Below are 22,548 nucleotides of genomic sequence, written 5' to 3' on the forward strand. Positions count from 1 at the left end.
AACCTTAGATTAAGTTAGAATTCTTATTTCATTCTATCAGGATGGGCTTTTATTTTTGGGAATCAAGTTGTAAAATCGAATAAACCTCCCTAACAACGGTTAAGAAATGATCTACTATTGCAGATTTTTCATTTTGCCTCCATCCAACATATAAATTTACTTTTGGTGTAGTCTCTTGGAATTTTTTATAGATAACCCCAGGATGTTTATAGCTTTCTACTGACGATGGAACGACAGAAACTCCCATTCCTGTTGCAACTAAATTAACAATAGTTTGCATTTGTATAGCTTCTTGAACAACATTTAAACTTACACCATGATGCCAAAAGTAGCTAATGATTAGATCGTAAAAATTTGGACCTAAGTGACGTGGAAACAAAATAAATGGTTCATCAATTAACAATTTGAGTGGAATTTCGGGCAATGAGGCGAAAGGGTGATCTTGATGTAAAACCAATCTTAAAGATTCCTCGGCGCAAACTTCAGAAGATAGAATCCCGTTGTTCTGTTTAGAACGAATAAATCCAATATGAATTTGTTTTTCATAAAGTGCTTTTAGTTGCTGCTCCGTTGTCATTTCATGTAATATAAGATGGATTTTAGGAAAGCGTTTTCGGAATTTATTAAGAACTTCTATAACAATTTCTGTGGAATCGACAAAACCGATTGTTAAGTTCCCTATTTTCCCTTCAGCTGCAAGTTGTGTTTCTTGTATGACTTTTTCTAATTGAAACAGTGTGTGTTGAGCCCCTTCTAAAAATATCTTTCCAGCATCCGTAAGCTCAACCATTCTTTTTGTTCGATGAAACAGTTGAACTCCCAATTCCTCTTCTAATTTGCGAATTTCTTGGCTTAGAGGAGGTTGTGCCATCCTAAGACGTTCAGCTGCACGACTAAAATTCAATTCTTCTGCCACCATTATGAAATATCGCATCTTTCTAATATCTATTTCCATCCATCCCTTCTACTAAAATCCAATAAGGACTTCTCTTTTATTATCAAACTCATTTAGGTGCCTAGTATTTTCGTAGACATGCTTTTTATATTTTACGGCTCTTTAGTATTAAGGAGAGGGGATGTTTTAGAGTTTATCCCGTAAAAGCCCGATCCGTTCCATAGATAAAGAAAAATACCTTTCTTCAAATAACTTGTCAGTTAGCTAAGTAATTACCCCTATTTTAACATGATAGCCTATTTTGAACCGGAATTTTCTGGATATATAATAGAAGGAAAAGGTAGGTTAAAAGTCTTTCTCCTTCTGCAATTAATCTGCATCGTTAGTGTAAGTGCATTTTTTCACAATTTTCATAGTAGTATTAACATAAATATCCAATGAGAAGCATAGACAATCTGCTTGTGTTTTAGAGTAAGGGAGAAATGAACAGTCCTTTTAAATAAAGAGCATGTTTTAAAATGGGATACGTTCAAAGATCTTGTTTTCTATGCAATTTTTAAAGAAGAGTATATGAAAACAATCCACGAATAAATCTCGTGGATTGTTTTCATTATTGCTGTTTCTTCGTAAATGTAAGTGGTTCTGAACTTAACATCGCTGGCATGTGCAAGTGAATAGTTTCGAATTCTCCTTTTGTATTCATATTGTATGACAGTAAGATTGTCATGTCATTTTGAAATAAATTGAACTGGGTGACAAACATGTCATAGTGATGATGCTGTAACGGAATATCCATTTCCATAAAGCGTGCATATAGTTGTTCATTTCGTTTGTATACTTCTAATGTTTCATAAGCAGGGTGTTCGAATGTTCCTACATAGTCTTTCAATGGATGAGAAAGAGTTGTATTTTCGACTTGTTTTGGAAACCATTCATTCATCGTTTGCATCATTTCTTTTAATTTCTCAGTATCTTTTACAGCACGTGTATGCCAATCAATTTCTTCTAATCCTAGCAGGGTATCATAAATATGATTGGTTATATACATAGGGAATAGTGAACTTGTTGTATTGGTTAGTACGACAATACCGATATTTTCGTTTGGCATAAAGGAAGCAAATGCTGAGAATCCATCAATCCCACCGCTATGGTGAATCATTTTGTAACCACGGTAGGCGCTAATGAACCAACCAAGGCCGTAGGAGTTTACTGGTGATTCAGGTGTAGAGAAGATTGGTTGATCAGGAACCGGGTTGTGTGGTGCGTACATTTCTTGTAACAATTCTTTAGAAATAAGCTCGTGTTCTCCTGCTTTTCCTTCGTTAAGATGGAAAAGAATCCATTTAGACATATCTTCAATCGTTGAGTTCATACATCCTGCAGCGCCAACGACATCAATGTTACGAAATGGTATTTCGGTGATGCATTCTTCTTTTGAAATGTAAGGAAGCGCATAGTTGTCGGTGCGCTGTGAGTCCGTCACAGAGAAGTTTGTTTGATCCATTTGAAGTGGCTCTAAAATATGTTCTGTCACATATTCTTCCCAAGTTTGGTTTGTAATGTTTTCAGCAATGTAACCGAGCGTCGCATATGCTAAATTATTGTATAAAAAGGCGCTGCGAAACGGTGCATTAAGCGGTAAATGCTTCATTTTTTCAGCGATGTCTTTTCGTGTAAGAGAAGAATTGGCCCAAAGGATGTCATGGCGGTCAATGCCTAAGCGGTGACAAGCAAAATCACGTGCGGTAACATGTTCACTTGCAAGCGAATCGGAAAGTGCGAAAGAAGGGATATAAGATCGTACTGGGGCGTCCCATTCAAATTTTTGTTGCTGTGCTAATAAGCTTAAAGAAAGGGTACCAAACGCTTTTGTGGTGGAACCAATTGCAAATCTTGTTTGCGGTGTGACAGGTTCTTTCTTTTCTAAGTTTCGATAGCCAAAACCTTTTGAAATGATTACCTCACTATCTTTCATCACCGCTACAGCGGCACCAGTAACATGTAAATCTTTCATCATTTTTTCTATCATTTCATATAGCTTCCCAACAAGAAGAGTTCCAGTTTTCGTCATGCGCGTTACCTCCAAATATGAATTTTACTGCCACCTTATAGTTTCGGGGTGAGTGGGAGAAAACCTTTTGACAGGAAGTAGAATTAAGAAATTTGTAAGAATTTATAGAGGAAAGCACGTGCAAGAAATCATTTTTTGAAAAGAACAATAGAGAAAATTTTAAAAGTATGCTTTCTATCATTATGTGGTCATGTATGATACACTCCAATAGAAAAAGTTGCGAAAGAGGGTTTTCTTACATATGAAACATGCAGAGTATGAATATCTAGATTTATGCCGTCACGTAATGGAGAACGGAACAAAAAAAGAAGATCGTACAGGAACTGGTACGGTTTCCGTATTTGGTTATCAAATGCGTTTTGACCTGAGTAAAGGGTTTCCGTTATTGACGACAAAGCGTGTTCCGTTTCGCTTAGTAGCAAGTGAGCTTCTTTGGTTCATGAAAGGTGATACAAACATTCGTTACCTACTGCAGCACAATAATAACATTTGGAACGAATGGGCTTTCAAAAACTGGGTAGAAAGTGATGCGTATGATGGACCAGATATGACAAACTTTGGCCTTCGTTCACAAGAAGATGAGGCGTTCCGAATTCAATATGAAGAGCAGATGGAAATCTTTAAAAAAAATATTTTAGAGGATGATGTGTTTGCGGAGCGTTACGGTTATTTAGGTGATGTATACGGAAAGCAATGGCGCGCATGGAAAACAACTGCAGGAGAAACAATTGATCAGTTAAAGGACGTTATTGAAATGATTAAGAAAAATCCTGATTCCCGTAGGCTAATTGTTTCTGCATGGAACCCAGAAGATGTACCAACGATGGCATTACCGCCTTGCCATACATTATTCCAGTTTTATGTGGCGGATGGGAAGTTATCTTGTCAACTGTATCAAAGATCAGGTGACATTTTCCTCGGAATTCCATTTAACATTGCAAGCTATTCGTTATTAACACATCTTATTGCACACGAGTGCGGACTTGAAGTAGGTGAGTTCGTTCATACAATTGGTGATGCACATATTTATACGAACCATTTTGAACAAATTGAAAAGCAATTAGCTCGTGATCCGCGTCCGTTCCCAGTATTAAAGTTAAATAAAGATGTAACATCTGTGTTTGATTTTGAGATGGATGACCTTACATTAGAAGGATATGATCCACACCCAGCAATTAAAGCACCAGTTGCGGTATAAAGGAGGAAAATATATGATTTCTTTACTTGTAGCAATGGATAAAAATCGTGTGATTGGAAAGGACAACGACTTACCATGGCGTCTTCCTGCTGATCTAGCTTATTTTAAAACGGTAACGATGGGTCATCATATCATTATGGGAAGGAAGACATTTGAATCCATTGGACGACCGTTACCAGGAAGAACAAATGTAGTTATTACGCGTAATAAAGATTATAAGGTAGAAGGCTGTCAAGTCATTCATGCAATTGATGATGTGAAAAAAATGAGTGAAGAGACAAATGAAGAGCTGTTTGTTATTGGCGGAGCGGAAATCTTTAAAGAAGTTCTTTCATTTGCGGATCGTTTATATATTACAAAAATTGAAGAAGAATTTGAAGGCGATACGTTTTTCCCAGAAGTAAATGAGAACGAGTGGGAAGAAGTATTTATGGAACAAGGTGTTACAGATGAGAAAAATCCGTATACGTATTACTTCTGTCGATATGAAAAGAAAAAATAAAAGGAAGGTTGGTTTGATGCCAACCTTCCTTTTTTAGCTGAGTGCAGTTAAAGTTATTGCCAGTCCGTTAAAGAAAGCGTGAATTACCATCGCTGGAATGATGGAACCTGATTTTTCATATGTCCAAGCAAATACAAGACCAGAGATAAAGTTCATAGGTAACGCATTATATGTAGGAATGTGTACGAGTGTAAAGATAAGTGCGCTACATAGCAAGGAACTTGTGACACCAAGCCTACCTCGTAACCATTTATATAGAAATCCTCTGTATAAAATTTCTTCATAAAATGGTGAAATAATAACCGCAGAAATAAAAGCGATTGAAAATGTAAATGGTGTAATTTGCATTTGAAGACTATCTGTTTTACTATTTTCAGCATTAATGCCAATTATGTCCATCACAACTACAGTGGCAATACTTAAAATAACAAGTATAATGGTCCAGTATATAGTAGGGAGCCAGTATCCTTTAGGGAAGTGCAAGCCAATATGACGCCATGAGAGTTGAAATGGTTTTAAAGTAATATAGTAGATCGCAAGTAGAAATGTGACGGCCATAAAGAACCCGGTAAGAGTACCTGCGTATAATGAATTTTGAAACATTGAGTAGAGTTGTCTTTGAAGTAAATATTCTAAGAAGAACGGGACAAAGATGAAGAAGAAACTAAGAATGAGTAAAAACTCTTTTTTGGACCATTTTGTGTTTGCTTGTATTACCTGTTCTTTTACAATCATTTGAATACCCCCTTATATATGTATTATATAAAATGACGTAACGTCACTTTCAAGTAAATTAGATAGATTTTTAAATATTATGTTCCTAAGATAACTGAAGAAATTTTGAAAAGAAGTAATCTGTGGTATAATTTTCCTTGCGAACTGAAAAGGGGGAAGCTATTTTGAAAAAGATATGGGGCTCACTTCTTCTTTGCTCATCGCTGTTGTTAGTTGGATGCGGTCAAGAAGAAAAACCAGAAGAAGCATTTCATACATATATGAAAGATTGGAACAACCAAAAATTTGAAAGCATGTACGATCAGTTGTCAGAAGAGGCGAAAAAGTCGATTGAAAAAGATGCTTTCGTACAAAAATATGAAAATATTTATGGTGGTATCAAAGTTGAAAATTTGAAAGTAAAAGAGGTAAAACAAAAGGAAGCAATAGAAGTTAAAGGAGAGGCGGCTGAAATTCCTTATCAAGTAAGCATGGATACAGTCGCAGGAGAAGTGACATTTAAAGAAACAGCGAAGTTAGTAAAAGAAAAAGATGGTAAAGAAGAAGCATGGAAAGTAGAATGGGATCCGTCGTTTATTTTTCCAACTATGAGAAAAGACGATAAAGTCCGTGTGAAAACTGCACCAGCAAAACGCGGCGAAATTTATGACCGAAATGGTGAAGGGTTAGCGGTTAATGGGCAAGCACAGGAGTTTGGAATTATTCCAGGTGAATTAGATGAAAACGCACAGCAGACAAAAGAAGAATTAGGAAAGTTACTTCATATGTCAGTTGAAGAAATTGATAAGAAACTTTCTGCAAAATGGGTAAAACCTGAATATTTTGTGCCACTTGGTATGTTGCGAGATGGTTCAGAGAATACAGATCTTTTATCAAAGCCAGGGGTGACGTCTCGTACTGTTGAGGTACGTACATATCCACTCGGTGAAGCGGCAGCACATTTAACAGGTTATATGGGTAAGGTAACCGCAGATGACTTAAAGACATTAGAGAAAAAAGGATATCGAGCAGACGAACCTGTTGGGAAAACAGGTCTTGAGAAAGTACTAGAGGATAAGTTGCGCGGCGAGGATGGCGGGCGTATTTATATTGAAGATGGAAATGGGAACGAAGTGAAGGAAGTTGCGAAAAAGGAACCAAAAGATGGAGAAAGTGTAACGTTAACAATTGACGGTACTCTGCAGCAAAAAGTATTTCATGAAATGAATGGAGAAGCAGGATCTAGTGCAGCCGTTCATCCGCAATCTGGTGAAGCGTTGGCACTTGTAAGTAGTCCTTCTTACGATCCGAACATCATGGTTCGTGGTTTATCACAAGAGCAGTGGAATACGTGGAATAATGATCCGAAAAAACCAATGACGAATCGTTTTACGAAAGCATACGCTCCCGGTTCCGTATTTAAACCAATTACAGGAGCAATCGGTCTTGAAACAGGAAAGCTGGATCCGAAAGAATCGCTTGAAATTCAAGGTTTACAATGGGCGAAAGATTCGTCTTGGGGTAAGTATTATGTAACACGCGTGAAAGATGCAAGTCCAATTGATTTTGATAAAGCAATGATGTATTCGGATAACATTTATTTTGCACAGCAAGCGCTAAAAATGGGGAAAGATACGTTTGTGAAAGAAGCGAATAAGTTTGGTTTTGGTGAGAAGTTACCAATTGAATATGGATTCCAAGCTTCCCAATTAGCGACAGATGGTATTAAAAACGATATTCAACTTGCTGATTCCTCATATGGTCAAGGAGAAGTGTTAATGACAACGCTTCATATGGCACTAGCATATGCACCGATTGTAAATGAAGGAAATATCTCTTCTCCACACTTGATGAAAGATGAGAAGAACATAAAAGTATGGAAAGAAAACCTTATTTCAGAAGGGAATCGCGAAATCTTAAAAAATTCCTTAATAAAAGTAATTAATGATCCAGAAGGAACTGGGAAAATTGCGAAATTAGAAGGAGTTACACTCGCTGGAAAAACGGGTACGGCCGAACTAAAAGAATCAAAAGAGGCTGAAGGAAAAGAACTTGGGTGGTTTGTGGCGTTTGACGCAAACGAACCAAATATGATTGTTTCGATGATGATTGAAGATGTAAAAGGACGCGGCGGTAGTAATGTTCCTGGAGAAAAAATAAAGCATATTTTTGAAAAGTAATGAGGAGAGATGCCTATGTTGATGGGCATCTCTTTTTTAACATTACCAACTTACTTTAAAAAAGTAACTATTTTTTGTTGACATGTAAAACTTCTTTTTGTATTATTACTTATGTAAGGTAAGTCAATTACTTTTTGAAATGAAATCTCGAATTAAAGATAATTAACTTGAAGAAAAAGGGAGAGAGCAGTTATGAAAAAAGTATTATTTATTACAGCAAATCCAAACGGTGCAGAAGCATCATTTAGTATGGCAGCAGGGGAAGCATTTATAGAAGCATATAAATCTGCGAATCCAGCAGATGAAGTCACAACAATTGATTTGTTTAACACAGTTGTACCCGCTATTGACGGCGAAGTATTCGCTGCGTGGGGAAAACTTGGTGCTGGAGAAGGCTTTGAAACATTAACAGAAAGTCAACAAGCGAAAATTAGCGCAATGGGTACTAATTTAGAAACATTCATGCATGCAGATAAATATGTATTTGTAACACCAATGTGGAACTTTAGCTATCCGCCAGTTGTAAAAGCATACTTAGATAACTTAGCAATCGCTGGTAAAACATTTAAATATACAGAAAATGGTCCAGTAGGTTTACTAGAAGGTAAAAAAGCTCTTCATATTCAAGCGACAGGTGGCGTTTACTCTGAGGGCCAATATGCTGCGGTGGACTTTGGACGTAATCATTTACAAACAGTATTAGGTTTTATGGGTGTAACAGATGTAGATTACATTGCGGTTGAAGGTATGGGTGCGAACCCAGCGGAGGCGCCAGCAATTAAAGAAGCAGCAATCAATAAAGCACGTGAAGTAGCGAAACGCTTCTAATTTTAAAAGTAGGATATATTGTAGAAAAAATGTCCAAACGCTTGTCGTTTGGACATTTTTTCTTCTTTTTCATCTATTTGTCTTGTATAATGAAGGACGGAATGATAATTGTGGAGGGTTAATATGATTCAGACGTTTTTTAAAATCTTTTATTTAATTTTAATCGTTATTTTCATTGCACCAAGAACGTGGCGTTTAAAAAAACAAGCACAAGTATTATCTCCTAAGGAGAAAGATCAGCTTGTGTATAAGACAACGAACTGGTTCGGAAAGAAAATGGTTGGTCTTACTCATTCAACGGTAGAAGTGAAAGGGTTAGATCATGTACCAGCGGATGAGCCAGTACTTGTTGTTTGTAATCATCAAAGTAATTTTGATATTCCAGTTTTACTTGGCTATTTAAATAAACCAATTGGATTTGTATCTAAAGTAGAAATGCAAAGGTTTCCGCTTGTACCGACATGGATGGAACTAATGAACTGTATCTTTATGGATCGTAGCGATCGTCGTCAATCTTTGCAAGCGATTAAAGACGGAATTGAAACGCTTAAAAAAGGGCACTCAATCGTTATTTTCCCAGAAGGAACACGCAGTAAGAATGGTGAAATGGCAGAGTTTAAAGCTGGTAGTTTTCACCTTGCAACGAAGGCAGGCGTGGCGATTTTGCCAGTAACAATTGATGGTACATATAATATCTTTGAAGCGAATGGGAATAAAATGAAGCCAGCTCATGTGACATTAACGATTGGAAAGCCAATCACAAAAGAGCAGTATGAAGAGATGGATATGAAAGAGTTAGCGAAGCATACGCAAGATGTAGTTACGGCACCATTCAATAAATAGAAAAAAGTCTCCGTTATTAAAAACGGAGACTTTTTTTATGCTGTTGGTAACACGTAAAATAATACGCAGAAAAACATCATTGTGCTGCCACCGAGTACAAATACATGCCAAATCGCATGATTGAAGGGAAGTTTCTCCCATAAGAAGAAGATAGCACCAACGGAGTATAAAATACCGCCGATTAAGAGAAGGATAAAACCTTCACCAGTTAAATTTTCATATAAAGGTTTAATGGCAACGATAATAAGCCAGCCCATCATGATATAAAACAATGTTGATAGTTTAATAAAGCGGCGCACAAAAAAGATTTTGAAAACAATACCGCCAATTGCGAGTGCCCAAATGATAGCTAGTAATGTCCAGCCAAGAGGGCCTTTTAATGTAACAAGTAAAAATGGTGTATATGTGCCAGCGATAAATAAATAAATCGCAGAATGATCTAAAATAGTAAATAACTTCTCCACTTTTGGATGATGAATGCTATGTAACAATGTTGAAAATAAATAAAGTAAAAACATGCTTACGCCGTATATTGTAAAGGCAACGACAGCAGAAGCAGTACCGTGCTCAGCAGCGTGAATAATTAAAATAATTAACGCAGGTATACTTAAAATGGCACCGATACCATGAGTAATGGCGTTTGCAATCTCTTCTTTCATAAATTGGGACATTTTTTTCTTCATTGTGTGACCCCTTTCTGCAAAACATGTATCGTAAGTGTAATTTTCTCTACCATATCATATACAAGAGAAATAGAAAATGAAAATTGTTTACATATTATATTTTCTAATTTTTTTGATAAAAGAGTCCGGATACATTGACGTTTACGAAATTTTTTGACAAAATAAAATTAAGTGAAAATAAGGGGGAAGACAGATGCCGATGAACATTGGATTTCCAGGCTTAATACTCATTTTAATACTTGCTTTAATTATTTTTGGACCGAAAAAATTGCCTGAAATTGGACGGGCGTTTGGAGAAACATTAAAAGAATTTAAAAAATCAGCAAAAGGTTTACATGATGATGTAGACGAAAAGAAATAAAAGCTGACCCGGAAGTTGTAATGAGTAAGGAAATGTGGTGATAGACATGAATGATCAAGAAATGAGTGTAGTGGAACACCTTGGTGAATTAAGAAAACGACTCATTATTACAGCGCTTTCGTTTTTGGTTTTTCTTATTGTTGGTTTTTCATACACGAAAGAAATTTATCAGTTTATTGTAAAAGACTTAGATATGAAATTAACAGTACTTGGACCGAGTGATATTTTATGGATTTATTTTGTTATCGCCGCTGTTTTTTCTATTGTTTGCACGATTCCAATTGCCGCATTGCAACTTTGGCTTTTCGTAAAGCCGGCGTTACTTCCGCATGAACAGAGGGCGACAATTTTATACATACCAGCACTATTTTTATTATTTATTGGTGGCCTCTGTTTCGGATACTTTATTATTTTGCCGTTCGTCTTGCAATTTTTAATAGGGCTTGGAAGTGATATGTTTCAAACAATGTTTACAACAGAGAAATATTTCTCATTTGTAATGAATATGACGGTTCCGTTTGCGGTTATTTTTGAGTTGCCGGTCATAGCGATGTTTTTAACAAGTATTGGTATATTAAATCCAGTTCTTCTGCAGCAAGTAAGAAGGTATGCATACTTCGTTTTAATTGTTATTGCAGTATGTATTACACCACCAGACTTTGTTTCTGATTTTGCAGTAGCTATTCCGCTTCTTGTTATTTATGAATTAAGCATTACAGTATCGAAATTTGTATATAATCGAAAGTTAAAGAAGGAGTTACAGTCCTCTTCGCAAAGTGCTTCTGTATGAGGAGCACTTTTTCATTTCATTGTTATACTCTTGTGAGAAATGCGTACAATATAAAAAAGAAAAAATTCAATAATTCTCCTAAAATTAGACAAACTTTTCATCTTTTCTAGTTTATACTTGACTTATAAATCCAATGAAAAAGAGGATTGATATTGTGATTATGAAAAGCTTTTATTTCACTCATCCATCGGGGAAATGTATAAAAGTATTTGAAATCCCCGTCTTACAATCACAGCACCCATTAGCGTTTCAAGTGCAGTCACGTCTTCAGTTATTTATCTCCAAAATTCAAAAACAAAAACATCCAAGGTTTGCGTATTCATTTCGTGAATATTTACAAAGCTGTTTGAAGTGGAATGATTATTCCAATGTTTATGAAATAAATACGCTTGAGAAAAATGCATAGCAGCATAGAATAACAGAGCGGATTTGCTCTGTTATTTCTTTTTGTATTTAAAAATATGACAGTTTTATATTACATATTAAATGATAAGAAAAGATTTTTGTCGAAAAATAACCTCAAACTGTTGAAAGCGGTGTAAATACTAGTATAATAACAGGGAGAGCGTATTGGAAAGGGAAGAAGTAAAATATGCAAAAAATAAAGATTGTGACAGACTCAACAGCAGATTTATCACAAGAAGTGATTGAGAAATATGATATTCATGTGATTCCATTATCTATTTCAGTAAATGGAAAAACATATTTAGATCGTGTAGACTTACAACCAGATGAGTTTCTTGAAGAGATGCAAAAATCAAGTGAACTACCAAAAACATCACAGCCAGCAGTGGGCTCATTTGTTGAAATGTATGATCGTTTAGGAAAAGATGGTAGTCAAGTTCTTTCTATTCATTTATCAGGAAACTTGAGTGGATCTGTGGCAACAGCGAATAGTGCAGCGACAATGACAGATACAAAAGTAACAGTTGTGGACTCTACATTTTTAAGTCATGCGATTGCATATCAAGTAATCGAGGCAGCAAAAATGGTGAAGGAAGATCGTCCGTTAGAAGATATTTTAAAGCGTATTGAAGACGTACGAAAAAACACTCGTTTATTCGTTGTTGTTGATACGTTAGATAACCTTGTAAAAGGTGGACGTATCGGTAAAGGAAAAGCGTTAATCGGTTCTTTATTAAACATTAAACCAATTGCTGAAATTGCAGAAGGTGTATACAATCCTGTTACGAAGGTACGTAGCCAAGGGCAAATTGTGAAAACATTGATGAAAATCTTTGAAGAAGATATCGCTGGTAAAACAGTAAAAGCAGTGGGAGTGCCTCATGCAAAAGCATTGCCAATTGCAGAGAAAATGAAAGAAGCGATTGAAAAGATTAGTGGATTTACAGATACAGAAATTTTCTACACAACGCCAGTTATTAGTACACATACAGGTGTTGGAGCGGTTGGATTTAGTTATTTTGCAGAATAAAAGTAATTAAAAAAAAGGTTATTTAGAAGGAGTTTTCTAAATAACCTTTTTTTATTCCTATACTTGAGAATGTTCTTTTAATGGTTCTTCTTTTTCTTTAAATAAACTTGGTATGTACGTTTGTCCTAAGAACAATATATGTAGTTGTTCCCAAGGTAACATTCGTAAGTTCCAATTGTTACGAAGCTTTGTGACAGCTTCTTTTGGTGTTTCATCTGCTAGTGCAAATGTACCGTAATGCATTGGGATAAAATGTTTTGCTTTTATATCTAAAAATGCTTGTACAGCCTCTTCAGGGTTCATATGTGAAGATTTCATAAACCACTCCGGCTCGTATGCACCAATTGGCATAAGTGCAATATCGATTTCAAAACGTTCTCCAATTTCTTTAAATCCACGAAAATATCCGCTATCACCACAAAAATAAATTGTTTCTGTAGTTGTTTTATTTTCAATAACCCATCCGCCCCAGTGAGAGGAGTTTATGTCAAATAAAGAGCGTCTTGTCCAGTGCTGGGCAGGAACGAAGTGGAAATGGACATCATCAATTACAGTATGCTCCCACCAATTGTACTCTTCAACGCGATGAAGTTTTTTGCGTAAAAATAACTTTTTCAGTCCGCTTGGCACTAAATATAGAACATCAGATTTCAATTGACGAAGTGTCGGAAAATCAAGATGGTCGTAATGCCCGTGAGAGATGAGGACAACATCAATTGGCGGTAAATCATTTATAGATAAACCAGCCTCTGTTAACCGTGGTACAACTTTTACTTTATTTGACCATACAGGGTCAGTTAAAATGTTTAGTCCATTCGTTTGAATTAAAAAAGTAGAATGACCAATCCACGTTACAGTTGTTTTTTCTGTATTGTTCTTTAAAAAGGATACTTGTTTTACAGGTGATTGTTCTATAAGAAAGGAAAAATCTTTTTGCTTTTGTCTTCTTTCTTTTCGCCAACGTAAAATATCTTTTAATGGTTTTGGTGAGTGAATACCATCCATATTCTCATATCGTTTTCCCCACATATATATCACCTCTTATAAAATTTTTCTTGTTACTATTGTATCGGAATGTTGTAAAGGAAAGAAGTTTTTTGGATTGATGCTGTATTAAGAGAATGTAAAAAATAAATCTTCTGTTCTTTACAAAACTTTTGTTGTAATTTCGTACGATTTCGTGAACAAAAGGGGTTAACACTTTTCTTGTAGTGTTAACATTTGTTATGATACGTATGAATATCATATTTAAATGAAAGAGAAGAGAGGTTCCGTTATGAAACGATTTCGAAAAACAATCGGCCTATTAACAATTTTTTGTCTTATGGTACTTGCAGGGTGTAACCAAGAAGTTAAGCTACGTGGTTCATTAGATATGGATTTAGAGGATTTTTCATACATAAATCAAAACGGTGAAAAATTTGGAAAGAATGATTTAAAAGGGAAAGTTTGGGTGTCTGACTTTATCTTTACAAACTGTACAACAGTTTGTTCACCGATGACTGCAAACATGGCGAAATTACAAAAAATGGCGAAAGATGAAGGGTTGGATGTAGAATTTGTATCCTTTAGTGTGGACCCAGAAGTAGATTCACCAGAAGTGTTAAAAACATTTGTAGGGAAATTTACAGACGATACATCAAATTGGAATTTATTGACAGGTTATTCGTTTGATCATATGAAAGAATTTGCAAAAAATAACTTTAAGACACTTGTCGATAAACCAGAAGGACAAGATCAGGTTATGCATGGGACTAAGTTTTATTTAATCGATCAAAAGGGGTTAATTGTAAAGGAATATAGTGGTATTTCTAATACACCTTACGAAGAAATTTTACGTGATATTGAGCGTTTAACGCGATAAAAATAAGGATGCGAGTCGCATCCTTATTTTTTATGCTTTTAATCAATTGATAAAATATCATTTTGGTGTGGGATTTTTGGTGCGCGAATTTCTAAAATTCCGTTTTCATAAGAGGCCTTTGCTTTCTTTTTATTAATAGGATACGGTAGTTTAATCATACGCGATGCTTCAGACATGGAACGCTCACGTCGGTAATAATTATGTGTTTCACTCGTTTCATTTTCTTCTAATATATCTTCTTTTACAGAAATTTTTAAGTATTCGCCTTGTATTTCAATATGAATTTGTTGTTTGTCAATGCCAGGAAGCTCCGCCGTTATAATAAGGTCATCACCAGATTCGTATAGGTCAACTGGAAATGTTAAAAGGCGATTTCCTTTTTGGAAGAAATGATTCATATCAGCAATTACATCCCGAAGAGGTGTTTGTTCAAAAAAATCATCAATTTGTTTTAAATAACTACGAAATGGTGGACGTGATGGTGTTTCCTTCTTTTCATCACTCATCATATTTCCCTCCTAAAAGTGAAGTTGCCATATCATATGACAAAAGCGCCTAAATGTGATTCATTATTTTTCATGTTTTATCGCATGATTAACAATGGGAATAGCTTTAATCATTAAATTTTGTATAAAAAGTACGTAAAGATAGTGAAAACAAGTGAGTTTTTGTCGCTATATTACGGTGATTATGCTAGTATAAATAAGGTAAAACTTCTATAAGAATGATTGTTTAGCTATGATTCATAGAGGTTTCTTTACATGGAACATAAGGCATTTATTTTGTACGACTGTTTCTTTGAAATGTTGTGATAGAATAATGATTGTTTACTTATGTATAACAAAATTAATATTGTAGTTATTTGAAACAGAATGAAGACTGAAAGAGGGTAAGAAAAGTATGTGTGGTTTTGTTGGATGTTTATGTGAAAACCCTAGAGAGTTTTCAGCAGAAGAAAAGCATCAGTTTGAAAATATGAACTCGATTATCTTTCACCGTGGTCCAGACGATGAAGGATACTTTCGTGATGAACATGTACAATTCGGCTTCCGCCGTTTAAGTATTATTGACTTAGAGGCAGGACATCAGCCGTTAACGTACGAAAATGATCGATATGTTATCATCTTTAATGGTGAAATTTATAACTATGTAGAATTACGTGAAATGTTACTTGAAAAAGGGGCAACATTTGCAACGCAATCTGATACAGAAGTAATTATTGCTTTATATGCTCACATGAAGGAAAAATGTGTAGACTACTTACGTGGTATGTATGCATTTATGATTTGGGACCGTGAAGAAAAGAAACTTTTCGGTGCGCGTGATCATTTCGGAATTAAACCACTTTATGTTGCGCAGCATGGTGATACAACATTCTTCGCATCTGAGAAGAAGAGTATTTTAGAAGTGATCAAAGATAAAGGAGTAAATCCGGCATCACTTCAGCACTACTTCACGTACCAATATGGTCCAGAGCCAGAAACATTAACAGCCGATATTAATAAAATCGAGCCTGGTCATTATTTCGTAAAAGAACTTGGAAAAGAGATGGAAATCCATCGTTATTGGAAACCATATTTCAATGCGTCGAATATGACGAAAGAAGAACATATTGAAGCAATTCGTGATGTATTATATGATTCAGTGAAAATGCATATGCGTAGTGACGTACCAGTAGGTTCATTCCTATCTGGTGGTATTGATTCTTCTATCATTGCATCGATTGCAAAAGAAATGAATCCAAACTTATTAACATTCTCTGTTGGTTTTGAGCGTGATGGCTTCAGTGAAGTAGACGTAGCAAAAGAAACAGCAGAGAAATTAGGTGTGAAAAACTACAGTGTATTCGTAACACCGCAAGAATTTATGGATGAGTTCCCGAAAATTATGTGGCATATGGACGATCCATTAGCAGACCCAGCAGCAGTACCGTTGTACTTTGTTGCAAAAGAAGCACGTAAGCACGTAACGGTTGTTCTTTCTGGTGAAGGTTCTGATGAGCTATTTGGTGGATACAACATTTACCGTGAGCCAAATTCTTTAAAAATGTTCTCTTACATTCCTGATCCAGGAAAACGTGTATTAAAAGCGCTAAGTGGTGCCTTAAAAGAAGGATTTAAAGGCAAGAGCTTCTTAGAGCGTGGATGTACATCAATCGAAGAGCGCTACTATGGTAATGCGAAAATCTTCCGTGAAGAAGAAAAGGCAGTGCTAATGAAGCACTATGATGAAAGTGTTAACTACATGGACATCACGAAGCCACTTTATGATGAAATTAAAGGTTATGACGATGTAAGCAAAATGCAATACATCGACATGTTCACTTGGTTACGTGGCGACATTTTATTAAAAGCTGATAAAATGACAATGGCACATTCATTAGAGCTTCGTGTACCATTCTTAGATAAAGAAGTATTTGACGTTGCATCTAAAATTCCAACGGATCTTAAGATTGCAAATGGTACAACGAAAGCGATTTTACGTGAAGCAGTACGTGGTATCGTACCAGATCACGTATTAGATCGTAAGAAGCTTGGCTTCCCGGTACCAATTCGTCATTGGTTAAAAGACGAAATGCATGATTGGGCAGTTAACATTATTAAAGAAAGTAAGACTGAACATTTAATTGACAAGCAATACGTATTAAACTTATTAGAAGCACATTGTGCAGATAAAGGCGACTATAGCCGTAAAATTTGGACAGTGCTTGCGTTTATGGTATGGCATCAAATCTTTGTTGAGCACAAATATGATACGAACGCATTTCATGAAGAAACAAAGCGTGCGTATAGCTTAGTATAATAAGCAAAAACCTTAAGATAGTGATACTATCTTAAGGTTTTTTTCATAAATACTTGTTTTGTCCGATACAATGATAATAAGGAAAAGAGGAATTTTGTATGTTAATATTTGAGGCGGTTACTTTAGAAACAAAAGTTGTTGTAGAAGAGATGTTTTCTTCTTACAAACTGCCAGCTCAAGAAGTTGGATATTGTGTAAAAGCAGATGATACATATATTGGTATTATTGACTATGCGATGCAAGAAGAGAAAGCATTACTTCATTTTCTTCTTGTTCATCATGATTATCAAGGTTATGGTTATGGAACGAATGTATATTATACGTTCGAAGACATGATGAAAAAAGAAGGAATAAGGGTGATTGAGGTAGCGCGAAAAGAGCTGACTGAACGTGCACAATCATTTTTAGGGAATTTTGATTTTACAGAACAAAATGATGTATATATAAAGCAAATATAAGAGGTTGTATAGCTTAGGGGAAAAGGGAGAGTGCCATAAATGTTAGAAATTCGTCAAGCGAACAAAAAAGATGTACGAGCTATTTTAGAAATATATAATGATGCGATTCGTCATACGACCGCTACATTTGATTTGCAAGATAAAACGATGACGGAAATGGAATTATGGTTTACGAAGTATGAACAAGATTATCCGCTTATTGTTGCTGAAGAAGATGGTGTGATTTTAGGCTATTGCTCATTATCTCCATTTCGAGAAAAAGAAGCATATAAAAGAACCGTAGAAATCTCGGTTTATATAGGGACAGGATCGCGTGGAAAAGGTGTTGCAAATCGTTTAATGGAGCGGATACTACAAATAGCAAAAGAACGTGGGGATCAAACGATTATTGCTGGTATTACGAAGGGAAACGACATTAGCGTAAAGTTACACGAGAAATTTGGCTTTACATATATCGGTTGTTTCCGCGAAGTCGGTTATAAATTTGAGCAATGGCAAGATGTGTTGTTTTATCAATATATGGTTTAAAAATTTTACTTGGACAGTGCAAAGAGTATTTTTACATAAAAGGAAATATAACGATTTAAATTGAATTTAGGAGGGGTATAAGGGGATGCAATTCATGGTAATCATAGCCTGTTTTGTAGTAGCGGAATTATGGTATTCTGTTATAAAAAGAGTGTTACAAAAGAAACGTAAACCATATGAATGGCAATGTTTTTCACTATTTATTCTTTTACTTTTTATCTCTTGCACCTTACAATACGTCATCACACACCCTTATATGCTGACGTTGTTTTTGAAATTCAGTATGTTATATAGTATCAGCGGTCTTACAATTGTATTTTCTTTGTTTTGTATGAAATACGTTCATTATCAATCGTATATTTATATTTTGAATTGGTTAAAAGGATAGAGGCCGCCTAATTGTAGGTGGCTTTTTATATAAAGCGCTTTCGAATTGGTTTTATACAATCCCTTCATTAAGTGTATTAAAGAAGAGAAATCTCCTCTTTAAAAAACTGAAAATTCTTTCTTTACTGGCGGATTGGTAATACAATGTGTATATACGGAAAGGCGGGATAAAATGAATAAAAACATATATGAAGATTGGATTTTATTTAATGGCCGTATAGTAGATACGAAGGAAGAAGTGGTAATGGTGCCTCTTGAAGAACGCGGTCTGCAATTTGGTGATGGTGTATACGAAATGATTCGCATATATAAAGGAAAGATACATTTGCTACAATTACATATGGAACGCTTCTTTCGTTCAATGGAGGCAATTGGCATTGTAGCACCATTTACAATAAGTGAATTAAGTGAACAAGTACAACAATTGGTTGAAAAAAATAATTTTCAAGTAGATGGAAATATATATGTACAAATTTCTCGTGGAGTTCAGCCTCGAAATCATGTATATGCAAAAGATTTGCAGCCAACGTATTTTGCAAATATTGTACCGTTTCCAAGACCAGTTTCATTAATGGAGAATGGCGTTAAAGTATCAGTAGAAGAGGATATTCGTTGGAAGTTTTGTTATATTAAAACGCTAAACCTTCTTCCAAACATTATGATTAAAAATAAAGTTGAAGAAGAGGGATACAGTGAAGCAATTTTAGTACGGAATGGTATTGTGACAGAAGGGTGTCATTCTAACTTTTTCATTGTGAAAAATGGAAAACTCATTACACATCCAGCGAATGAATATGTTTTACATGGAATTACCCGTCATCATGTCATTTCATTAGCTAGGGAATTAGGAATTAAAGTAGAAGAAAGGACATTTGAGTTAGAGGAAGTATATGAAGCAGAAGAATGCTTTTTTACAGCGACACCGCTTGAAATATTGCCAGTTATTCAAATTAAAGAAGAATTATTCCGAAATGGGGAAATTGGTCCAATTACGAAGGACTTACAGCGCGCGTATGAAAAAAGTATTTCACTTTTAGAAGTGACAAAATAGTGAAAAGAAAAGCTGGTGTGATACCAGCTTTTTTTCGTGGTATAATGAGCGGATAGGGTTTGTATGAAAACGCTTTTAAAAGAGGGGTATAAATATGTATTATGAAGAATTAAAAAATATTATTCATGGTAGACGTAGTGTACGAAAATTTACAGAGCAAGAAGTAGCTGTAAGTGAAATAGAGGAATTAATAGATTGCGCGCGTTATGCACCAAGTGATACAAATTCACAAACGTGGGAATTTATCGTGATTTTAAATCAAGATAAAATTAAAGAGATTGAAAAAATGACATGGGATGCTTTGCATAGAGTAGCAGGGAAAGCTAAGAAAAAGGGAGAAGAAAGGGCTGGAAAGTTATTAACACGCTCTTTTGGACCGTATGCAACCGCCTTTTCAGATGCACCAGTTTTAATTATTTGTTTAGCTACGCCATATGAGTCAAAGTTTCGTGAAAAAATATTTGATCCGATTGGATTTGTGGAAGAATCTGTTTGGGAGGAAGAAGGGATTAAGAGTAGCTGCTTAGCAGCACAAAATTTAATGTTGGCAGCACACGCAAGAGGACTTGGTACATGCCCAATGACAGGACCGGTGTTGTTAGCGCAAGAAGAGTTAAGGGAATATTTAAAAATTGACAAACAAAAGCAAATTAATATGGTCATTGCACTTGGGTATCCGAAAGAGCAACCAAAAAAGCTCGCTCGTAAAGGGGTTGAAGAAATTACAACGTATGTAAAATAATTTTTTGCATCATAATGGAATGAATAGTTGTAAAAGTTGACCAAAATAAAGAAAGGATACTTCATTTCGTAGTATTACATATTAATCTACAATGAAGAAATGAATATACAGGGGGAATGGATTTTGAAAAAATTCATGATCACCGGATTAACGATTATTGTGTTAGCTGGATGTGGACAAGTAAAAGATGCAGAATATGCCAAGGAAAACAGTGCGGAGCAATTCGTGAATACGGAAGGGGCAACAAAGTATTCATTTCCAAAAGAAACCGATGCGACTCATAAAGGCTCTATAATAGTGGTTACACCAGCTGGAACATCTGAAAATGGAAATATTCCGACTGTGTTCATTAAAAAGGATACAATTATTCAGCAAGTTGAGATTGAATTAAGTAATTTTCAAGAAGATAAAGAAGTCTTTTTATACGTAGATAAAATATTTGAAGATCGTCACAGTGTTAGTAATTTTACTGATACAACGATAGAATTAAAGGAAGAAACATTAAAACCAGGTATACATACAATAACAGCTGTACAATTTGAGAATGATGACCCGAGTGGAAAAGTGATAAGCTTTGCAGAGGCAAAATTTGAAAATAAATCTTCATAGAAAATACGATTTTTATAGGTATATTATATAAGTTGTCGAATAGAAAAGAAGAAGTCGTTATGACTCGTTTTCTTTTGTTTATCGTGAAACAATGGGGGAGGAAGAAAGATGAAACGAGCACTGATTAATATTGATTATACATATGATTTTGTGGCAGATGATGGAGCATTAACTTGTGGAAAGCCTGCGCAACATATTGAAGATTATCTTGTGCATATAACAGAGAAAAGTATTCAAAATGGAGATTATGTTGTATTTGCAATTGACAAGCATGAAGAGGGAGATAAGTATCACCCTGAAACGACATTGTATCCACCACATAATATTGCAGGAACAAAAGGTAGAGAATTATATGGAAAGTTACAGGGTATATATGAAACATATAAAGAACGTGAAAATGTATGCTATATGGATAAGACACGCTACAGCGCTTTTGCAGGAACAGAATTAGAAATGAAATTGAAAGAACGAGGTATTGAAGAAGTGCATCTTGTAGGTGTGTGTACAGACATATGCGTACTTCATACAGCTGTTGATGCGTATAATAAAGGATTTCAAGTTGTTGTATATGAAAAGGCAGTTGCATCATTTAATGAGCAAGGACATGCTTTTGCGTTAGAACATTTTCGAGCTTGTTTAGGGGCACAAGTACAATCATAGAAGAGTGTTCTCTTCTATATAAATAAAATAAAATTTCATTTACCGTATTGTAATAAACATAAAAAATGAAACCTTATATCGAAATAGACAGATTGTTCTGTTTTATGTAAAATAATGGAGAGTGTTAGGGGGAAGGGGATGTTGTATGAATACGTATAAAGTCATACTATTGGATTTAGATGGTACACTTTCGGATCCAAAAGAGGGGATTACAAAATCAGTTCAATATGCACTACAACAATTACATGTTCATGTACAAAGTTTGGATGAATTAGAAAGCTTTATCGGTCCGCCGCTGCAAGTATCATTTGCAGAGAAATATAAATTTCATACAGAAGAAATCGAAAAGGCGATTACCTTTTACAGAGAGCGGTTTAAAGAAAAAGGAATGTATGAAAATGAGTTGTATGAAGCAATTCCATCTTTGTTACAGCAATTAAAAGAAGAGGGATATACGTTAGTTGTGGCAACATCAAAGCCAACTATCTTTGCTGAAAAAATACTTAAGTATTTTCAGATTGATGAATACTTTGACTTTGTTGTTGGAAGTAATCTTGATGGAACAAGGGCGGCAAAAGGTGAGATTATTTCTTATATTCTTCATACATATAAAGAATATAAGAAGTCATCGTTTCTTATGATTGGTGACCGTAAGCATGATATTATTGGTGCGAATGAAAATGATATTGATTCTATTGGTGTGACATATGGTTACGGGTCGTATGAGGAGTTAAAAGAATCTCGTCCTACATATATCGTAAATCATGTAATGGAGATAAAGGATATTATATTAGCAAGTAAAGTAAAATAATAGATAGAAACAATCTACTTTTATAGTAGATTGTTTTATCCCGCTATTTGCGGGCTGTAAGACTCCCACCTCAAAACTTAGAGGATTCAGAGAAGTTTAGGTGGAGATTAACAGTCCGTAAAAGCCCGAATTGGTC

25 protein-coding genes are annotated in these 22,548 nt (G+C 35.2%); 19 read left to right on the forward strand and 6 right to left on the reverse strand.

Annotated elements, in window-relative coordinates:
- Nucleotides 1–49: 49 nt before the first annotated feature.
- Both BAMA_RS16395 and BAMA_RS16400 read right to left on the reverse strand, forming a co-directional pair.
- Complete coding sequence (locus BAMA_RS16395; protein WP_034641353.1) at nt 50–949, reverse strand: LysR substrate-binding domain-containing protein; 900 nt, start codon at nt 947–949, stop codon at nt 50–52.
- Nucleotides 950–1,505: 556 nt separating this feature from the next.
- A complete protein-coding gene (locus BAMA_RS16400) occupies nt 1,506–2,966 on the reverse strand; it encodes a serine hydrolase (protein WP_034641201.1) in 1,461 nt (486 codons plus the stop codon).
- A 241-nt stretch (nt 2,967–3,207) separates the two neighbouring features.
- Here BAMA_RS16400 and BAMA_RS16405 point away from each other — a divergent pair, with 241 nt between their 5' ends.
- Nucleotides 3,208–4,164, forward strand: a complete 957-nt coding sequence (locus BAMA_RS16405) for a thymidylate synthase (protein ID WP_034641204.1) — start codon at nt 3,208–3,210, stop codon at nt 4,162–4,164.
- 13 nt (nt 4,165–4,177) lie between these two features.
- Nucleotides 4,178–4,666 (forward strand): dihydrofolate reductase, encoded by a 489-nt coding sequence (locus tag BAMA_RS16410; protein WP_034641207.1) that lies wholly within the window; start codon nt 4,178–4,180, stop codon nt 4,664–4,666.
- Nucleotides 4,667–4,699: 33 nt separating this feature from the next.
- Here the strand turns inward: BAMA_RS16410 and BAMA_RS16415 are convergent, their stop codons facing one another.
- Nucleotides 4,700–5,401: a CPBP family intramembrane glutamic endopeptidase gene (locus BAMA_RS16415; RefSeq protein WP_051759003.1), complete on the reverse strand. Its 702-nt coding sequence runs from the start codon at nt 5,399–5,401 to the stop codon at nt 4,700–4,702.
- Nucleotides 5,402–5,565: 164 nt separating this feature from the next.
- On the opposite strand from BAMA_RS16415, the gene BAMA_RS16420 reads away from it, so the two are divergent.
- From BAMA_RS16420 to BAMA_RS16430, 3 genes are all read left to right on the forward strand, one after another.
- Nucleotides 5,566–7,560, forward strand: coding sequence for a penicillin-binding transpeptidase domain-containing protein (locus tag BAMA_RS16420; RefSeq protein WP_034641210.1), 1,995 nt, complete (start codon nt 5,566–5,568; stop codon nt 7,558–7,560).
- A gap of 192 nt (nt 7,561–7,752) precedes the next feature.
- Nucleotides 7,753–8,388: an FMN-dependent NADH-azoreductase gene (locus BAMA_RS16425; protein WP_034641213.1), complete on the forward strand. Its 636-nt coding sequence runs from the start codon at nt 7,753–7,755 to the stop codon at nt 8,386–8,388.
- A 123-nt stretch (nt 8,389–8,511) separates the two neighbouring features.
- On the forward strand, nt 8,512–9,231 hold the full coding sequence (locus tag BAMA_RS16430) for a lysophospholipid acyltransferase family protein (RefSeq protein WP_034641216.1): 720 nt from the start codon (nt 8,512–8,514) through the stop codon (nt 9,229–9,231).
- A 35-nt stretch (nt 9,232–9,266) separates the two neighbouring features.
- Here the strand turns inward: BAMA_RS16430 and trhA are convergent, their stop codons facing one another.
- A complete protein-coding gene (trhA, locus tag BAMA_RS16435) occupies nt 9,267–9,914 on the reverse strand; it encodes a PAQR family membrane homeostasis protein TrhA (RefSeq protein ID WP_034641219.1) in 648 nt (215 codons plus the stop codon).
- Between the two features lie 193 nt (nt 9,915–10,107).
- Here trhA and tatA point away from each other — a divergent pair, with 193 nt between their 5' ends.
- The 4 genes from tatA to BAMA_RS16455 all read left to right on the forward strand — a co-directional run bounded on the left by tatA (nt 10,108) and on the right by BAMA_RS16455 (nt 12,500).
- Nucleotides 10,108–10,275: a twin-arginine translocase TatA/TatE family subunit gene (gene tatA, locus BAMA_RS16440; protein WP_034641222.1), complete on the forward strand. Its 168-nt coding sequence runs from the start codon at nt 10,108–10,110 to the stop codon at nt 10,273–10,275.
- Between the two features lie 46 nt (nt 10,276–10,321).
- Nucleotides 10,322–11,065, forward strand: coding sequence for a twin-arginine translocase subunit TatC (gene tatC / locus BAMA_RS16445; protein WP_034641225.1), 744 nt, complete (start codon nt 10,322–10,324; stop codon nt 11,063–11,065).
- A gap of 154 nt (nt 11,066–11,219) precedes the next feature.
- Complete coding sequence (locus BAMA_RS16450; RefSeq protein ID WP_034641228.1) at nt 11,220–11,471, forward strand: DUF2535 family protein; 252 nt, start codon at nt 11,220–11,222, stop codon at nt 11,469–11,471.
- A gap of 186 nt (nt 11,472–11,657) precedes the next feature.
- Nucleotides 11,658–12,500, forward strand: coding sequence for a DegV family protein (locus BAMA_RS16455; RefSeq protein ID WP_034641231.1), 843 nt, complete (start codon nt 11,658–11,660; stop codon nt 12,498–12,500).
- Nucleotides 12,501–12,557: 57 nt separating this feature from the next.
- Here BAMA_RS16455 and BAMA_RS16460 read toward each other — a convergent pair whose 3' ends face one another.
- Nucleotides 12,558–13,529 (reverse strand): MBL fold metallo-hydrolase, encoded by a 972-nt coding sequence (locus BAMA_RS16460; protein ID WP_034641234.1) that lies wholly within the window; start codon nt 13,527–13,529, stop codon nt 12,558–12,560.
- Nucleotides 13,530–13,776: 247 nt separating this feature from the next.
- Between BAMA_RS16460 and BAMA_RS16465 the strand changes: the two genes are divergently transcribed.
- Complete coding sequence (locus tag BAMA_RS16465) at nt 13,777–14,364, forward strand: SCO family protein (RefSeq protein WP_034641237.1); 588 nt, start codon at nt 13,777–13,779, stop codon at nt 14,362–14,364.
- A gap of 38 nt (nt 14,365–14,402) precedes the next feature.
- Here BAMA_RS16465 and BAMA_RS16470 read toward each other — a convergent pair whose 3' ends face one another.
- Nucleotides 14,403–14,870: an Hsp20/alpha crystallin family protein gene (locus BAMA_RS16470; RefSeq protein WP_034641239.1), complete on the reverse strand. Its 468-nt coding sequence runs from the start codon at nt 14,868–14,870 to the stop codon at nt 14,403–14,405.
- A 394-nt stretch (nt 14,871–15,264) separates the two neighbouring features.
- Between BAMA_RS16470 and asnB the strand changes: the two genes are divergently transcribed.
- From asnB to BAMA_RS16515, 9 genes are all read left to right on the forward strand, one after another.
- Nucleotides 15,265–17,166 (forward strand): asparagine synthase (glutamine-hydrolyzing), encoded by a 1,902-nt coding sequence (asnB, locus tag BAMA_RS16475; protein ID WP_034641242.1) that lies wholly within the window; start codon nt 15,265–15,267, stop codon nt 17,164–17,166.
- Nucleotides 17,167–17,264: 98 nt separating this feature from the next.
- Complete coding sequence (locus tag BAMA_RS16480; RefSeq protein WP_034641246.1) at nt 17,265–17,624, forward strand: GNAT family N-acetyltransferase; 360 nt, start codon at nt 17,265–17,267, stop codon at nt 17,622–17,624.
- A 39-nt stretch (nt 17,625–17,663) separates the two neighbouring features.
- Nucleotides 17,664–18,152: a GNAT family N-acetyltransferase gene (locus tag BAMA_RS16485; protein ID WP_034641251.1), complete on the forward strand. Its 489-nt coding sequence runs from the start codon at nt 17,664–17,666 to the stop codon at nt 18,150–18,152.
- Nucleotides 18,153–18,237: 85 nt separating this feature from the next.
- Nucleotides 18,238–18,540, forward strand: a complete 303-nt coding sequence (locus tag BAMA_RS25205; protein ID WP_034641254.1) for a hypothetical protein — start codon at nt 18,238–18,240, stop codon at nt 18,538–18,540.
- A 171-nt stretch (nt 18,541–18,711) separates the two neighbouring features.
- Complete coding sequence (gene dat / locus BAMA_RS16495; RefSeq protein ID WP_034641256.1) at nt 18,712–19,590, forward strand: D-amino-acid transaminase; 879 nt, start codon at nt 18,712–18,714, stop codon at nt 19,588–19,590.
- A gap of 94 nt (nt 19,591–19,684) precedes the next feature.
- Nucleotides 19,685–20,332 carry a nitroreductase family protein gene (locus BAMA_RS16500; RefSeq protein WP_034641258.1) on the forward strand — a complete coding sequence of 216 codons (648 nt, stop codon included), beginning with the start codon at nt 19,685–19,687 and terminating at the stop codon, nt 20,330–20,332.
- Nucleotides 20,333–20,455: 123 nt separating this feature from the next.
- Entirely contained in the window at nt 20,456–20,941 is a 486-nt protein-coding gene (locus BAMA_RS16505) for a hypothetical protein (RefSeq protein WP_034641260.1), read from the forward strand.
- Between the two features lie 108 nt (nt 20,942–21,049).
- Nucleotides 21,050–21,601: a cysteine hydrolase family protein gene (locus BAMA_RS16510; protein ID WP_034641263.1), complete on the forward strand. Its 552-nt coding sequence runs from the start codon at nt 21,050–21,052 to the stop codon at nt 21,599–21,601.
- A 145-nt stretch (nt 21,602–21,746) separates the two neighbouring features.
- On the forward strand, nt 21,747–22,412 hold the full coding sequence (locus BAMA_RS16515; protein ID WP_034641265.1) for an HAD family hydrolase: 666 nt from the start codon (nt 21,747–21,749) through the stop codon (nt 22,410–22,412).
- The last annotated feature ends 136 nt before the right edge of the window (nt 22,413–22,548 follow it).

The organism is Bacillus manliponensis (assembly GCF_000712595.1).
GTDB lineage: Bacteria > Bacillota > Bacilli > Bacillales > Bacillaceae_G > Bacillus_A > Bacillus_A manliponensis.

Bases quoted from the DNA above. Each gene is read 5' to 3' on its own strand.
- BAMA_RS16400 (WP_034641201.1), bottom strand. From the start codon at position 2,966: ATGACGAAAACTGGAACTCTTCTTGTTGGGAAGCTATATGAAATGATA.
- BAMA_RS16405 (WP_034641204.1), top strand. From the start codon at position 3,208: ATGAAACATGCAGAGTATGAATATCTAGATTTATGCCGTCACGTAATG.
- BAMA_RS16410 (WP_034641207.1), top strand. From the start codon at position 4,178: ATGATTTCTTTACTTGTAGCAATGGATAAAAATCGTGTGATTGGAAAG.
- BAMA_RS16415 (WP_051759003.1), bottom strand. From the start codon at position 5,401: ATGATTGTAAAAGAACAGGTAATACAAGCAAACACAAAATGGTCCAAA.
- BAMA_RS16425 (WP_034641213.1), top strand. From the start codon at position 7,753: ATGAAAAAAGTATTATTTATTACAGCAAATCCAAACGGTGCAGAAGCA.
- BAMA_RS16430 (WP_034641216.1), top strand. From the start codon at position 8,512: ATGATTCAGACGTTTTTTAAAATCTTTTATTTAATTTTAATCGTTATT.
- trhA (WP_034641219.1), bottom strand. From the start codon at position 9,914: ATGAAGAAAAAAATGTCCCAATTTATGAAAGAAGAGATTGCAAACGCC.
- tatA (WP_034641222.1), top strand. From the start codon at position 10,108: ATGCCGATGAACATTGGATTTCCAGGCTTAATACTCATTTTAATACTT.
- tatC (WP_034641225.1), top strand. From the start codon at position 10,322: ATGAATGATCAAGAAATGAGTGTAGTGGAACACCTTGGTGAATTAAGA.
- BAMA_RS16455 (WP_034641231.1), top strand. From the start codon at position 11,658: ATGCAAAAAATAAAGATTGTGACAGACTCAACAGCAGATTTATCACAA.
- BAMA_RS16460 (WP_034641234.1), bottom strand. From the start codon at position 13,529: ATGTGGGGAAAACGATATGAGAATATGGATGGTATTCACTCACCAAAA.
- BAMA_RS16465 (WP_034641237.1), top strand. From the start codon at position 13,777: ATGAAACGATTTCGAAAAACAATCGGCCTATTAACAATTTTTTGTCTT.
- BAMA_RS16470 (WP_034641239.1), bottom strand. From the start codon at position 14,870: ATGAGTGATGAAAAGAAGGAAACACCATCACGTCCACCATTTCGTAGT.
- asnB (WP_034641242.1), top strand. From the start codon at position 15,265: ATGTGTGGTTTTGTTGGATGTTTATGTGAAAACCCTAGAGAGTTTTCA.
- BAMA_RS16480 (WP_034641246.1), top strand. From the start codon at position 17,265: ATGTTAATATTTGAGGCGGTTACTTTAGAAACAAAAGTTGTTGTAGAA.
- BAMA_RS16485 (WP_034641251.1), top strand. From the start codon at position 17,664: ATGTTAGAAATTCGTCAAGCGAACAAAAAAGATGTACGAGCTATTTTA.
- BAMA_RS25205 (WP_034641254.1), top strand. From the start codon at position 18,238: ATGCAATTCATGGTAATCATAGCCTGTTTTGTAGTAGCGGAATTATGG.
- dat (WP_034641256.1), top strand. From the start codon at position 18,712: ATGAATAAAAACATATATGAAGATTGGATTTTATTTAATGGCCGTATA.
- BAMA_RS16500 (WP_034641258.1), top strand. From the start codon at position 19,685: ATGTATTATGAAGAATTAAAAAATATTATTCATGGTAGACGTAGTGTA.
- BAMA_RS16510 (WP_034641263.1), top strand. From the start codon at position 21,050: ATGAAACGAGCACTGATTAATATTGATTATACATATGATTTTGTGGCA.
- BAMA_RS16515 (WP_034641265.1), top strand. From the start codon at position 21,747: ATGAATACGTATAAAGTCATACTATTGGATTTAGATGGTACACTTTCG.